Annotated in this window: 12 protein-coding genes and 1 tRNA gene; 5 read left to right on the top strand and 8 right to left on the bottom strand. The window is 67.5% G+C overall.

Features of this window, described 5'->3' with window-relative positions; genetic code table 11:
* The 4 genes from ACTIF2_RS18455 to ACTIF2_RS18440 all read right to left on the bottom strand — a co-directional run.
* The coding region (locus ACTIF2_RS18455) for a ClpX C4-type zinc finger protein (protein WP_439498558.1) at positions 1-448 on the bottom strand (448 nt) is incomplete at its 3' end.
* A 273-nt stretch (positions 449-721) separates the two neighbouring features.
* A complete protein-coding gene (locus ACTIF2_RS18450) occupies positions 722-1,345 on the bottom strand; it encodes an ATP-dependent Clp protease proteolytic subunit (protein WP_439498557.1) in 624 nt (207 codons plus the stop codon).
* Between the two features lie 148 nt (positions 1,346-1,493).
* Positions 1,494-2,939, bottom strand: coding sequence for a trigger factor (gene tig / locus ACTIF2_RS18445; RefSeq protein WP_439498556.1), 1,446 nt, complete (start codon positions 2,937-2,939; stop codon positions 1,494-1,496).
* 90 nt (positions 2,940-3,029) lie between these two features.
* Positions 3,030-3,114: transfer RNA gene (locus ACTIF2_RS18440), tRNA-Leu, on the bottom strand.
* Positions 3,115-3,376: 262 nt separating this feature from the next.
* Here ACTIF2_RS18440 and ACTIF2_RS18435 point away from each other — a divergent pair.
* The 3 genes from ACTIF2_RS18435 to ACTIF2_RS18425 all read left to right on the top strand — a co-directional run bounded on the left by ACTIF2_RS18435 (position 3,377) and on the right by ACTIF2_RS18425 (position 6,951).
* A complete protein-coding gene (locus ACTIF2_RS18435) occupies positions 3,377-4,807 on the top strand; it encodes a multicopper oxidase family protein (RefSeq protein ID WP_439498555.1) in 1,431 nt (476 codons plus the stop codon).
* A 73-nt stretch (positions 4,808-4,880) separates the two neighbouring features.
* Positions 4,881-5,753, top strand: a complete 873-nt coding sequence (gene kdsA / locus ACTIF2_RS18430) for a 3-deoxy-8-phosphooctulonate synthase (RefSeq protein WP_439498554.1) — start codon at positions 4,881-4,883, stop codon at positions 5,751-5,753.
* Positions 5,746-6,951, top strand: coding sequence for an MFS transporter (locus ACTIF2_RS18425; protein ID WP_439498553.1), 1,206 nt, complete (start codon positions 5,746-5,748; stop codon positions 6,949-6,951). Before kdsA ends, ACTIF2_RS18425 begins: the two co-directional genes overlap by 8 nt.
* Here ACTIF2_RS18425 and queF read toward each other — a convergent pair whose 3' ends face one another.
* Entirely contained in the window at positions 6,952-7,407 is a 456-nt protein-coding gene (gene queF / locus ACTIF2_RS18420; protein WP_439498552.1) for a preQ(1) synthase, read from the bottom strand.
* 142 nt (positions 7,408-7,549) lie between these two features.
* On the opposite strand from queF, the gene eno reads away from it, so the two are divergent.
* Positions 7,550-8,833, top strand: coding sequence for a phosphopyruvate hydratase (gene eno / locus ACTIF2_RS18415; protein WP_439498551.1), 1,284 nt, complete (start codon positions 7,550-7,552; stop codon positions 8,831-8,833).
* Between the two features lie 19 nt (positions 8,834-8,852).
* Here eno and ACTIF2_RS18410 read toward each other — a convergent pair whose 3' ends face one another.
* Positions 8,853-9,491 carry a hypothetical protein gene (locus ACTIF2_RS18410; protein ID WP_439498550.1) on the bottom strand — a complete coding sequence of 213 codons (639 nt, stop codon included), beginning with the start codon at positions 9,489-9,491 and terminating at the stop codon, positions 8,853-8,855.
* A gap of 172 nt (positions 9,492-9,663) precedes the next feature.
* On the opposite strand from ACTIF2_RS18410, the gene ACTIF2_RS18405 reads away from it, so the two are divergent.
* Positions 9,664-10,659 carry a DMT family transporter gene (locus tag ACTIF2_RS18405; protein ID WP_439498549.1) on the top strand — a complete coding sequence of 332 codons (996 nt, stop codon included), beginning with the start codon at positions 9,664-9,666 and terminating at the stop codon, positions 10,657-10,659.
* On the opposite strand, the gene ACTIF2_RS18400 is transcribed toward ACTIF2_RS18405, so the two are convergent.
* Complete coding sequence (locus tag ACTIF2_RS18400; protein WP_439498548.1) at positions 10,564-11,361, bottom strand: hypothetical protein; 798 nt, start codon at positions 11,359-11,361, stop codon at positions 10,564-10,566. The genes ACTIF2_RS18405 and ACTIF2_RS18400 overlap by 96 nt on opposite strands.
* Before the next feature lie 42 nt (positions 11,362-11,403).
* Complete coding sequence (tgt, locus tag ACTIF2_RS18395) at positions 11,404-12,528, bottom strand: tRNA guanosine(34) transglycosylase Tgt (protein ID WP_439498547.1); 1,125 nt, start codon at positions 12,526-12,528, stop codon at positions 11,404-11,406.
* Between the last annotated feature and the right edge of the window lie 3 nt (positions 12,529-12,531).

The raw sequence follows: 12,531 nt of genomic DNA, 5'->3' as shown, positions 1-12,531 counted from the left end.
CCTCCGTCAGCGTCGTCGCGTCGGCCATGGTGAAGGGCACGTCGAGGATGCGGGCGAGCGTCTGCGCGAGCAGCGTCTTGCCCGAACCGGTCGGCCCGATCAGCAGGATGTTCGACTTGGCGAGCTCGACGTCGTTGTGCTTCGTCGCATGCGACAACCGCTTGTAGTGGTTGTGCACCGCGACCGAGAGCACCTTCTTGGCGTGGTCCTGGCCGATGACATAGTCGTCGAGCACCTTGCGGATCTCGCGCGGTGTCGGCACCCCGTCCTTCGACTTCACCAGCGCGGATTTCGACTCCTCGCGGATGATGTCCATGCAGAGCTCGACGCATTCGTCGCAGATGAACACGGTCGGTCCCGCAATCAGCTTGCGGACCTCGTGCTGGCTCTTGCCGCAGAAGGAGCAGTAGAGCGTGCTCTTTGAATCGCCGCCGCTGACCTTACTCATCGTCCATCTCCATTCCCGGAGCCGGTGCCTTCATCAGCCGAGGCGGATGCTGGCGTCGTCTCTCCGTCATAATAGGGCGCTCAGTTCACGATTATTAGGTTAACGTCGCGGATCGATACACCCGACCCCGAAGGCTGACCCAAAACCGGACCGTCAGCAGCGCCTGTCCGCTCACCCGATTCCCTCATGCAAACATGGGGCCGGTCCCCATGCAATATGGGGCGTCCGGCAAGCCAAGCCAACCCACAGGGAACGGGGCCGGTGGTCGCAGCCTCAGGCAGCCTCTTCCGTACGCTTGTCGATGACCTTGTCGATCAGGCCGAACTCGCGCGCGGCCTCGGCGGTCATGAAGTTGTCGCGCTCCAGCGCGGCTTCGATCTCGTCATAGCTGCGGCCGGTATGGTTGACGTAGATCTCGTTCAGCCGGCGCTTGAGGTTCTCGACCTCGCGGGCGTGAATCAGGATGTCGGTGACCTGGCCCTGATAGCCGCCGGAGGGCTGGTGCACCATGATCCGGGCGTTCGGCAGGGCGAAGCGCATGTCCTTGGCGCCGGCTGTCAGCAGGAGCGAGCCCATCGAAGCGGCCTGGCCGACACACAAGGTCGTGACCGGGCAGCGGATGAACTGCATGGTGTCGTAGATCGAAAGGCCCGAGGTCACCACGCCGCCGGGCGAGTTGATGTAGAAGGAGATCTCCTTCTTGGGGTTCTCGGCCTCGAGGAACAGGAGCTGCGCCACGATCAGCGAGGCGGAATAATCCTCGACCGGGCCGGTCAGGAAGATGATGCGCTCGCGCAACAGGCGCGAATAGATGTCGAAGGCGCGTTCGCCGCGGCTCGACTGCTCGACCACCATCGGGACGAGATTGTTGTAGGTCTCGATCGGATCGCGCAGCATGGGACTATCCTTGAGGTCGCGGGCGCCGGGAATCAGCGGATTTCGTGAGAGCCATCCACATAAGCACGCGGATCGCGGCTGAAAAGAGAAACGCCGCCCAGGTCTTTGCCGGGCGGCGCCGAATTTCGGATCAGGGTGTCCGGAGACCTCAGTCCGCCTTGGCTTCGTCGCTCTTGGCCTCGTCGCTCTTGGCGTCGGCCTTCTTGGCCTTCTTGGCAGTCTTCTTCGGCTTTGCCTCGCCGGCCTCCTCGGCATCGTCGTCGGCGTAGAGGGCCTCGCGGCTGACGCTCTGGTCCTCGACCTTCACCTGGCCGAGCAGATGGTCGACGACCTTCTCCTCGAAGATCGGGGCGCGGATCTCGGCCAGGGCCTGCGGGTTCTTCTGGTAGAATTCCCAGACCTGCTTCTCCTGCCCGGGGAACTGGCGAGCGCGCTCGACCAGGGCCTGGGTGACCTCCTCGTCCGAGATCTGGACCTTGGCCTGCTCGCCGATCTCGGCCAGCACGAGGCCGAGGCGGACCCGGCGCTCGGCGATCTTGCGGTACTCCGCACGCGCCTCGTCCTCGGTCGTGCCCTCGTCGGCGAAGCTCTTCTTCGCCTCCTTCATATCGGCCTCGACCTGGCTCCAGACGCTGCCGAATTCCTGCTCGACCAGCGTCGGCGGCAGCTCGAAGGTGTATTTGCCGTCGAGCGCGTCGAGCAGGCTCTTCTTGATCTTGCGGCGCGACTGGGCGCCGAAATCGCGGCCGATCTGCTCGCGGATCGCAGCCTTGAGCGCATCGAGCGTTTCCATGCCGAAGGCCTTGGCGAGCTCGTCGTCGATCTTGACCGGCTCAGGGGCCTGCACGTCGTCGACCGTGACCTCGAATTCGGCCGGCTTGCCGGCGAGCTCAGCGGCGGCATAGTTCTCGGGGAACGTGACCTTGACGGTGCGCTTCTCGCCCGTCTTGGCGCCCTCGAGCTGGTCCTCGAAGCCCGGGATGAACTGGCCGGCGCCGAGGTCGAGCGGGATGCCCTCGCCGGTGCCGCCATCGAACTTCTTGCCCTCGAGCGTGCCGACGAAGGAGATCATCAGCCGGTCGCCCTTGGCGGCCTTGGCCTTCTCGCCCTTCGAGGCGAAGCTGCGGTTCTGCGAGGCCATGCGCTCCAGCGCGGCATCGACGTCGGAGTCCGGCACCTCGGCGACGGGCTTGGTCAGGGAGACGTCCGACAGGTCGGCGATCTCGATCTTCGGCAGGACCTCGAGCGCCACCGTGAAGGCGAGATCGCCCTTGGCCTCCATTGCGGCCTCGATCTCGTCCTTGTTCTCGGGGAAGCGGATCTGCGGCTCGAAGGCGAGCTTGAGACCGTTATCGGTCACGATCTTCTGATTGGCCTCGTTGACGGCGTTCTGCAGCACGTCGGCCATGACGGAGCGGCCATAGAGGCGGCGCAGATGCGCGACCGGCACCTTGCCGGGGCGGAAGCCGTTGATGCGCGCCTTGCCCTGCAAGCCCTGGAGGCCGTCATCGAGCCTTGCCTTGAGGTCGGTGGCGTTCAGCACCACCTGAAATTCGCGCTTGAGGCCCTGGGACAGGGTTTCGGTCACGTTCATCGTTTCGATCCGCCAACAGCTCGTTACTTCAAAAATCCAGTGCGCATCGCCGGGTTTCCCGCCGCCGCGCTTGCGAAATCAGGCCAAGTCTGGTGCGGGCGGAGGGACTCGAACCCCCACGACTTTCGCCGCTGGAACCTAAATCCAGTGCGTCTACCAGTTCCGCCACGCCCGCCGACCCGATGCGCTGCGTGCGAGCAAGCGCAGCGCCGCCATCGTTTGGGCCGCGGTGCTATACGCATTTCAAGCGCGCCATGCAGCAAAAAAATGCGACGTTTCTGCGAAGGTCGGCAATCGCACCGTCTGCAGGCAGGTCTAAGACGCCTCCCGGCCGCGCCCTCTCGCCAGATCGCGCCGCTCGGATTATGCCCCTGGCCATGACAGACAGAAGCGACCGCCTCCCGCCTTCCCCATCGCGCCACGCTGCGCCGCCCCGATTGACGCGCCGCGCTGCCGTGCTGGGCCTGGGCGCCGCCGCGACGCTGGCGCTGCTGGACGAAGCCGGGGCGCAGCAGTCAGGGAACGGCAAGCCCGGGACCACACCGGAGGTGAAGCCTGGCGTGATGGGGCCGCCGGCGCGCCCGCTCGTCGCAAGCTCCGCAAAAGTCCGGCTGCGGCCCGCGCCAGCACCTGAGACCGAGATCTGGACCTTCGACGGGACCGCGCCGGGACCGGTCCTGCGCGTGAAGCCAGGCGAGACCCTGAGGCTGAAGCTGGAGAATCGCACCGCAAGCCCGCTTTCGCTGCATTGGCACGGCCTGCGCGGCCAGACCGAGATGGACGGCGTCGGCGGCTTCAGCCAGGCGCCCGTCGCGCCAGGCGCCAGCTTCGAATACCGGCTGACGCCCCCTGATTCGGGCACGTTCCTCTATCGCCCGCTCGTCGTCGGCGGCGCGGCCGAACCGGCCGATCGCGGGCTGAGCGGGCTTCTGGTGGTCGAGGAGGCCGATCCGCCGCGCGTCGATCTCGACCTGCCGGTAGTGGTCGACGACTGGCTGCTGGGCGACGACCAGACGATTCGCCCCTTCGACGCCAAAGGACCCGAGGCCGCGGCTGCAGGCCGGCTCGGAAACTGGGTCACGGTCAATGGCATGGCGCCGCCGCAGCGGATCGCGATCGCGCCGGGAGCCCGCGTCCGGCTCCGGCTCGCCAATGCCTGCAACGCGCGGATCACCCGGCTGCGTTTCGACGGCATAAAACCCTTCGTCATCGCGGTCGACAGCCAGCCGACCGACAATTTCGAGCCGGTGCGGGCGCAGCTCCCCTTCGCGCCGGGCACGCGCTACGACCTGATCTTCGACATGCCGGAGGAGGTTGGCGCAACCGCGATGGTGACGGCGCTGATCGGCCCCGGCCTGCCCCTCGTGCGGCTTGTGGCGGAAGGCGCGAAGAAGCCTTCGACCGGCCCGATGGCGGCCTTGAAGCCGAACCCGGCTTTGCCCGCTGCCGTGCGCCTGCAGGATGCGCGCCGCAGCGAGATGGTCGTGACGGGCGGCGCGAAGGTCACGGCCGATGCGCGGCTCGACCTCACCGGGCTCGACATGGCCCGGCCCTGGTCGATCAATGGCGCAACCGGAAGCGCGGAGGCGAAACCGCTCTTCAGCGTCAAGCGCGGCGCGCCGGTGGTGGTCGCGATCGACAACCGCACCGCCTTCATCCAGCCCTTCCATGTCCATGGCCACAGCTTCCGGCTGCTGCACCCGCTCGACGACGGCTGGGAGCCCTATTTCCTCGACACCGTGCAGATCCCGGAAGGTCGCAAGCTGCATATCGCCTTCATCGCCGACAATCCGGGCCGCTGGCTGATTTCGTCCACGGTGCTCGAGCGCTTCGACCTCGGGCTCTGGACCTGGTTCGAGGTGACGTGAGCCCCACGCGGCTTGACCGCGGATATCGGCGCGACCTAAGCCCGGCCGCAGTTCATCAGTGCTGGAACCCGCCATGACCGCAAACGCCATCGTCACGATCGGCGCCGACCTCGCCAGGCCGGTCCGCTTCGGCAACGCCCTGCCGCTCGCGCTGATCGCCGGGCCGTGCCAGATGGAGAGCCGCGACCACGCGCTGGAGATCGCGCTTGCTCTCAAGGACATGGCCGAACGCCTTGATATCGGGCTCGTTTTCAAGACGTCGTTCGACAAGGCCAACCGCACCAGCGTCAAGGGCCAGCGCGGCATGGGGCTTGAGGCCGCCCTGCCCGTCTTCGCCGAGATCCGGGCGCGTACCGGCCTGCCGGTGCTGACGGACGTGCATGAGGCCGGCCAATGCGCCGCCGTCGCCGAGGTCGTCGACGTGCTGCAGATCCCCGCTTTCCTCTGCCGGCAGACCGACCTGCTCGTCGCCGCGGCGAAGACCGGCCGCGCCGTCAACGTCAAGAAGGGCCAGTTCCTGGCGCCCTGGGACATGGTCAATGTCGCGGCCAAGATCACCGAGAGCGGCAATCCCGATGTGATGGTGACCGAGCGCGGCGCCTCCTTCGGCTACAACACGCTCGTCACCGACATGCGGGCGCTGCCGATCATGGCGCAGAGCATCGGGGCGCCGGTGATCTTCGACGCCACCCATTCCGTGCAGCAGCCGGGCGGCAAGGGGTCCTCCTCCGGCGGCCAGCGCGAATTCGTGCCGGTACTGGCGCGGGCCGCGGTCGCGGTCGGCGTCGCCGGCGTCTTCATCGAGACCCATCCCGACCCGGACAACGCTCCGTCGGACGGCCCGAACATGGTGCCGCTGCAGGACTTCCCTGCGCTGATCGCAGAGCTGCAAGGCTTCGATCGCCTTGCCAAGGCACGGGCCTTGCCTACGCTGGCGCATGACTGAACCTTCATCCGGCGGCGCCGATCGCGCATCGCTGCGTCCGCTGATCCTGGTCCTTGGAGCCTGCGGTTTCGCCTCGACCTTCACCATGCGCATCCTCGATCCGCTGGTGCCGACGCTTGCGGCCGAGTTCGGCCGCAGCATCGCGCAGGTCGCCGCCGTGGCGACTGCATTCTCCTTTGCCTATGCGATCGGCCAGCCATTCCTCGGCCCCGTCGCCGATTCGATCGGCAAGCTGAGGACGATCGTCACCTGCCTCGTCCTGCTCGCCGTGCTCTCTGTCGCAGCCGCCTTCGCCTTCTCCTTCGACATGCTGACGGTGATCCGGGCCTCGACCGGGATCGTCGCCGGCGGCGTCATCCCGATCGCCATGGCGGCGATCGGCGACCGGGCGCCGATGGCGGAGCGCCAGATCATGCTCGGCCGCTTCCTCGTCCTGATGATCGTCGGCCAGATGGCCGGGGCGGCCTGTTCCGGCGTCATTGCCGAGCATTTCGGCTGGCGCGGGGTTTTTGTGATGGCGGCGGCGCTCGCAATCTGTGCCGCGCTGCTGGTCACGCTCGTGCTGAAGCCGCGCCCGGACGCGGCACGCCCGGCGCTCAGCTTCAAGGGCGCGCTCGCGAATTACGCGGCAGTGTTCGCCAACCCGCGCACCAAGCTGCTCTATGCGCTGGTCATCACCGAAGGCAGCCTGATCTTCGGCATGCCGCCCTATGTCGCCGCGATCCTGCAGGAGCGCAACGGGCTCGGGCCCTCGCTGGCCGGGCTGGTGATCGCCGGAACCGGCCTCGGCGGCATCATCTACGGCATCCTGACGCGCATCCTGGTCGAACGGCTCGGGCCGGCACGGATGACGACCGTCGGCGGCCTGCTGATGGCGACGGGTTACGCCCTGTTTGCCCTGCCCTTCCTGCCGTGGTGGAGCGCGATCGCCTTCTTCATCGTCAACGGCTTCGGCTTCTTCCTGATGCACGGCACCTTCCAGGCGCAGGCGACGGAGCTCGCACCGACCGCGCGCGGCTCGGCCGTCGCGCTCTTCGCCTGCGCGCTGTTCTTCGGCCATGCGATCGGGCCGGTCGCGATGGGGATCGCCTTGCACCTGCTCGGCACGACCGGCGCGATCCTGCTCTTCGCCGCCGGGATCGGCCTGCTCGGCATCCTGACGCCGCGGATCCTGCCGCTGGCCGGCTCGCGGACCTGATCAGCGCCCGCGATAGGGCGCGACGCCCTGGTCGGGCAGCCAGAGCCCCTTCGGCGGCTCGCCGGTCTGCCAGAACACGTCGATCGGGATGCCGCCGCGCGGGTACCAGTAGCCGCCGATCCGGAACCATTCCGGCTCGAGCAGCGCGACCAGCGTCTTGCCGATGCCCACGGTGCAATCCTCATGGAAGGCGCCATGGTTGCGGAAGGCGCCGAGATAGAGCTTGAGCGATTTCGACTCGACCAGCCATTTCCCAGGCAAATAGTCGATCACCAGGATGCCGAAATCGGGCTGGCCGGTGACCGGGCAGATCGAGGTGAATTCCGGGCAGGTGAAGCGCGCGAGATAATGCGTGCCGGCATGCGGATTGGGCACGCGGTCGAGGCGGGCTTCCTCCGGCGAGGCCGGCAGTGCCGTTGCGTGGCCGAGCTGCAGCGTCGAGGCGTCGATGGTCATGGCGAATGGCTCCGTGAAGGCGGCCTTCTAGAGCTTTGGCTCCGCCTGCGCCACCCGCCACTCGCGCCTCCCCCTTCCCGACAGGCCTCCCCTTGGCTAGAAGCGCGGCATCCTTCCGTCTCGCTTTATCCCGGAGCTCTCCATGACCGCGATCATCGACATCATCGGCCGCCAGATCCTCGACAGCCGCGGCAACCCGACCGTCGAGGTCGATGTCGTGCTCGAAGACGGCTCGATGGGCCGCGCCGCCGTGCCCTCCGGCGCCTCGACCGGTGCGCACGAGGCCGTCGAGTTGCGCGACGGCGACAAGAGCCGCTATCTCGGCAAGAGCGTGCTGAAGGCCGTCGAGGCGGTCAATGTCACCATCGCCGAGGCGCTCGTCGCCATGGATGCCGAGGACCAGGCCGCGATCGACCAGACGATGATCGATCTCGACGGCACCCCCAACAAGAAGAAGCTCGGCGCCAACGCCATCCTCGGCGTCTCGCTCGCCGTCGCCAAGGCCGCGGCGGAAGCCTCCGGCCTGCCGCTCTATCGCTATGTCGGCGGCACCTCCGCCCGTGTCCTGCCCGTGCCGATGATGAACATCGTCAATGGCGGCGCCCATGCCGACAACCCGATCGACTTCCAGGAATTCATGATCATGCCGGTCGGCGCGCCGACCTTCGCCGAAGGCCTGCGCATGGGCTCGGAGGTCTTCCACACGCTGAAGAAGGCTCTGCACGACGCCGGCCACAACACCAATGTCGGCGACGAAGGCGGCTTCGCGCCGAACCTGAAATCGGCCGAGGCCGCGCTCGATTTCGTCATGCAGGCCATCGAGAAGGCTGGCTACCGGCCGGGCGAGGACCTCGCTCTGGCGCTCGATTGCGCCGCGACCGAATTCTTCAAGGACGGCGCCTATGTCTATGAAGGCGAACGCAAAACCCGCGATCCGAAGGCGCAGGCCAAATATCTCGCCAAGCTCGTGGCGAACTACCCGATCGTCTCGATCGAGGATGGCATGTCGGAAGACGACTGGGACGGCTGGAAGGCTCTGACCGATGCCGTCGGCTCGAAGTGCCAGCTCGTCGGCGACGATCTCTTCGTCACCAATGTCACGCGCCTGTCGCGGGGCATCAAGGCGAAGACGGCGAACTCGATCCTGGTCAAGGTCAACCAGATCGGCACGCTGACCGAGACGCTCGCCGCCGTCGAGATGGCGCAGCGCGCCGGCTATACCGCGGTGATGTCGCATCGCTCGGGCGAGACCGAGGACGCGACCATTGCCGACCTCGCTGTCGCGACCAATTGCGGGCAGATCAAGACCGGCTCGCTCGCCCGCTCCGACCGGACGGCGAAATACAACCAGCTTCTGCGCATCGAGGAAGAGCTCGGCGCGCAGGCGATCTATGCTGGCCGGAACGCGCTGAAGGCCCTCGCCTGAGCCGCGACCGCCGGGCTGCTCACCAGCTCGGCACCAGCGCCGTCGCGGCCGAGACCGTCCAGGTTCCGGCCGCGCCGACGCGATTGGCGATGCCGCCGAGCGTGTCGCCCGCCAGCGTGACGCCCTGCGAAACTGCACGCCCGACAGCGCCGGGCAGCGGGCCCGGGGAGGTCTGCTCCTGGCTCGCCGCAGCCACCTGAACCGGCGGCGAGATTAGCAGCGGACGCAATGGCGCGTTCACCCGGGCCGGTTCGCGCGCAACGGCTTTGGCGACGACCACAGGCGGGGAAGACCGCTGGTCCGCCACCGGCACGACCGGCGCGGCTTGTACCGGTGCGGTCCACGCGATCGACAGCGGCATCATCAAAGCCGCCGGCAGCGCGAGCGCCGGCCGGCTCGACGCCGCATCCTCGCCCTCCGCGTTCAGCTGGCTGAGATGTCGCTCCAGGAACTTGCTGGCTGCCGAGGCCGGCAGCTCGGACGAAGCCTCGCCGGCGACGATATCCGGTGCCGGAACGCGATCCTGCCTGCCCAGCAACAGATCAGGAAAGGCCAGCAAGCCGGCGGTGGCCGCCGACACTGCGAGCGACATGGCGACCTGGCCGCCGAAATTGCGCAGAAACCGTCCGATGCCAGCGGGCGTCATGTCGTCATCCATTGAACGAGCCTTCACTCGCGCCGATCAGAGCCCGGCAGAGACGGCGACAAAATGGCGCAGCCGGGGAGCAATTGCGGCTCCATGCGAAATTTTCCGCCTCCCCGCGACCGGCGCGGGCGGGTCATGCAGGATCGGGTGTATCGCCATTGTGCGATGCGGGATTAATCGAGCGATGGAACAACGGCTCGGCCACCCTCCGCTCGACGACCGCAGGACCCGGATACGCTGGCGGCTCGCCGTCGTCGGGATGCTGTTCAGCGTCTTGATGTTCGGCTCGAATTTCGTGATCAGCCGCCACGCCGTCCTCCACGGGTTGAGCCAGCACGACCTGCTGGCGCTGCGTTTCGCGACAGCGGGGCCGCTGCTGCTGCCGATCTTCCTGAAAGGCGGCCTCACCTCCTGTGGCGGGGTCGGCTGGACGCGCGGGTTCTGGCTCGCGGTCACGAGCGGCTTTCCGATGACCTATCTGATGCTGACCGGGCTGACGCTGGCTCCAGCCGCCCATGGCGCGACGATCGGGCCGGGAACCGTGACGCTGATCGGCATCGGCGGCAGCGTCGCGCTGTTCGGCGCGGTGCTCTCGCGCAATCTCGTCGTCGGCGTCGCCGGTGTGCTGGCCGGCCTCGCCTGCCTCGGGATCGCCGGCAGCACCGGCGCGACGGCCGGCACATTGCGCGGCGATCTCTGCTTTCTCGGCGTCGGCCTGCTCTGGGGCTTTTATCCGCTGCTGGTCCAGCTCTGGAAGGTCGATGGGCTGAAGGCTGCCGCGATCGTGTCCGTGCTGTCGATGGTCTACCTGCCGTTCTATTTCCTGTTCTTCTTTCGCGGTTTCGATGTCGCGCCCTGGGGGGTGCTACTGTTTCACGCGATCAACCAGGGCGTGCTCAACGTCATCCTTGCCCTGTGGATCTGGGGCTGGGCGGCGCATGTGCTCGGCGCCTCCGTGGTCGGACGCTTTCCGCCCCTGATCCCCGTCATCGGCACGCTGCTCGCCATTCCAATCCTGGGGGAGATTCCGGGGCCGCTTCAGGTCGCCGGGTTCGTGCTGATTATTGCCGGTCTGTTCGTGGCGTCATGGCGCCGGCCGACGCGGGCGACGGGACAGGCGCATCAGGACGAGGTTCCAGCTCACGCAAAAAGCGAGGCCGAGACCAAGCGCCGGCCATGAGCCGAGCGGCACCGCCGTCAGGTGCACGAGGCCGAGCGCAAGGCCGAAGCCGAGCAGGCCGAGCGCGCTGTTGGCGATGACGGCGGCGGTGGCGGGGCCGCCGATGCGCGGCTGCAGCATCGCGATCAGGCTGGAGAGCACGATCGGGAAAGCCGCCAGCACGCCGGACCAGCCGGCGCCGACCCTGGAGCTGAGCGTGGTCACGGTTCCCGCCAGCAGGGCGACGCAGGCCGCGCGAAGCGGGATGAGGTACCAGGGCCGCCCCGGAGGCGCGGCGGGCCTCACCCCGAGATAGGGCCGGAACAGGACGTGCAGTCCCGCAAAGACGACGACAGTCAGCCCGGCCATCACCAGCGCCGGCGGCATGAATCGCGTCACCGTGAATGCGATCGCGAACCAGGCTGCGAGGCCGCAGGCGAGGCTCACGGCGGTGCCCAGCCGCTGCGCCATCAGGACATAGACCAGCGACAGCCCCGAATTCGAGAAATTGGCCGCCATGCTGCCGAGCGCGCCTGCGGCGATGAAAGCCGGATCATGCTCGAGCGCGAGGAAGACATAGACCGGCCCGGCCGAGATCGGCAGCGTCGCGATCAGCGCCGCGACGAGCGGGCCGGCTCGCTCCGCCAGCAGCGAGCAGCCGACGACGATCGCCGCAGCAATCGCCATCTTGAGCAGCAACATGCCGAGCCAGGGATCGATCATGGCCGGAGATCGATCATTGTCGCTTGGCGATCCCGGCCGGAATCATGCCGCTTCGCCCCGCTCCCAGCCCTGCTTGGTCTCGGCAATGAAATCGGCGAGACCGCCGGCCGCGATCGCGGCGCGCAGTCCGGCCATCAGGTCCTGATAATAGGCGAGGTTGACCCAGGTCAGCAGCATCTTGCCGAGCATCTCGTCGGCCTTGACGAGATGGTGGAGATAGGCGCGCGCATAGGAATTGGCGGCGGCGCAGCCCGATTGCAGGTCGATCGGGCGCGGATCATCGGCATGCTTGGCGTTGCGCAGGTTCATCCGGCCGAAGCGGGTGAATATCTGGCCGTGCCGGCCGGCGCGGGTCGGCATCACGCAATCGAACATGTCGATGCCGCGGCTCACCGCCTCGACGAGGTCGTCCGGCGTGCCGACCCCCATCAGGTAGCGCGGCCGCTCCTTCGGCAGATGCGGCTCGACCGTCTCGAGCATCGCCAGCATCACATCCTGCGGCTCGCCGACCGCGAGCCCGCCAATGGCGTAGCCCTTGAAATCCATCTCGACGAGCGACTTCGCGCTCTCGACGCGCAAGCGCGGCACGGCGCCACCCTGGACGATCCCGAACAGCGCCCTGCCCTCGGGATTGCCGAAAGCCGTCTTGCAGCGCTCGGCCCAGCGCAGCGACAGCCGCATCGCCTTCTCGGCGACCTTGTCCTCGCAGGGCAGCGAGACGCATTCGTCGAGCTGCATGACGATGTCGGAGCCGAGCAGGTTCTGGATCTCGACCGAGCGCTCGGGCGTCAGCATGTGGCGCGAGCCGTCGATATGCGACTGGAAGGCGACGCCCTCCTCGCTCAGCTTGCGCAGCTGCGCCAGCGACATCACCTGGAAACCGCCGGAATCGGTCAGGATCGGGTGCGGCCAGTTCATGAATTTGTGCAGGCCGCCGAGGCCGGCGATGCGTTCCGCCCCGGGACGCAGCATCAGGTGATAGGTGTTGCCGAGCACGACATCGGCGCCGAGCGCCTTGACCTGCTCGGGATACATGCCCTTCACCGTCGCCGCGGTTCCCACCGGCATGAAGGCCGGGGTGCGGATCACGCCGCGCGGCATGCGGATCTCGCCGGTGCGGGCAGCGCCGTCCTGGCCATTGAGATGGAAGCTGAAATCGGTCGTCATGGG

It is taken from the genome of Allobosea sp. (assembly GCF_051860145.1).
Lineage (GTDB): Bacteria > Pseudomonadota > Alphaproteobacteria > Rhizobiales > Beijerinckiaceae > Allobosea.
The sequence above is the reverse complement of the archived record's forward strand: the minus strand, read 5'-3'. Positions and strand labels throughout refer to the sequence as shown.